This is a genomic window from Paenalicyclobacillus macrosporangiidus (genome assembly GCF_900116805.1).
In the GTDB taxonomy this organism is placed as follows: domain Bacteria; phylum Bacillota; class Bacilli; order Alicyclobacillales; family Alicyclobacillaceae; genus Alicyclobacillus_H; species Alicyclobacillus_H macrosporangiidus.
The window spans coordinates 1-1140 of record NZ_FPBV01000094.1; the positions used below are offsets into that span (position 1 = coordinate 1).

Annotated in this window: 1 protein-coding gene; it reads left to right on the forward strand. The window is 60.9% G+C overall.

The genetic code is table 11. From position 1 onward, the window contains the following. Positions 1–54 precede the first annotated feature (54 nt). On the forward strand, positions 55–1140 hold a 1086-nt coding region (gene tnpC / locus BM357_RS18850; RefSeq protein ID WP_425426574.1), incomplete at its 3' end, for an IS66 family transposase.

The window sequence follows — 1140 nt, forward strand, 5'->3', positions numbered from 1 at the left end:
ACGACGACGGTGACCACCAACCAACCGGAATCCCTGCAGGAACGCTACGAAGCGTTGGAGCGGGAAAACGCGGAGCTGAAAAAGCAGGTGAAGCTGCTGTTGGAAGAGCTTCGCCTGGCCCGCCATCGGCAGTTCGGGAAATCCAGCGAACGCACGAAAGAGGACCAGGTTCGATTGGACCTGGTGTTTAACGAGGCCGAGGCGGAGGCGCAACCGGAGGCAGAGGAACCCACTGTCGAGACGGTTACGTATCAACGACGCAAGAAACAGCCTGGCCAGCGGGAGGCCATGCTCGCAGATCTGCCTGTGGAGCGGATTGAATACCGTTTGTCGGAGCAAGAGCGGATCTGCTCGTGCTGCAACGCAGTCATGGACGAGGTGGGCGCTGAGGTCCGTCGTGAGCTCAAGCACATCCCGGCTCAGACGGTGCTGGTCGAACATGTGCAGTATAAATACGCGTGCCGGCCGTGTGACAAGCATGGGACCGAAACACCGATGGTCAAGGCGCAGATGCCCAGGCCCCCGATCCCGGGCAGTCTGGCGTCCGCCTCGATGCTGGCACATGTGATTGACAAGAAGTACGTGGACGGATTGCCACTGTACCGGCAGGAGCAGCAATTCGCCCGGAAGGACCTGGCATTGTCGCGGCAGACCTTAGCGAACTGGGTCGTGATAGGCGCGACACGATGGCTGAGCCTGGTGTATGACCGACTGCACGAGGAGATGCTTTCACGAAAGTACCTGCACGCGGACGAGACGACGCTGCAAGTGCTGCACGAGCCTGGACGGGCGGCCGAGTCGGAGTCGTACATGTGGCTGTACCGCAGCGGCCGGGATGGGCCCCCCATCGTCCTGTTCGACTACCAGGAGACCCGCTCGAGGGAGCATCCAAGGCGGTTCCTCGGGGGATTCAAGGGTTACCTGCATGTGGATGGGTACAGCGGATACCACGACATCGAGGGCGTCACCTTGGTGGGGTGCTGGGCACACGCGAGGCGCAAGTTTGACGAGGCGCTCACAGCTCTGCCGACAGCCGAACGGAAAAAACCGACAGCAGCCCGGATTGGGCTTGAGTACTGCAACAGGCTGTTCAAGATTGAGCGCGGTTTGAAAGACGAGACACCAGAGGAACGTCGTGCC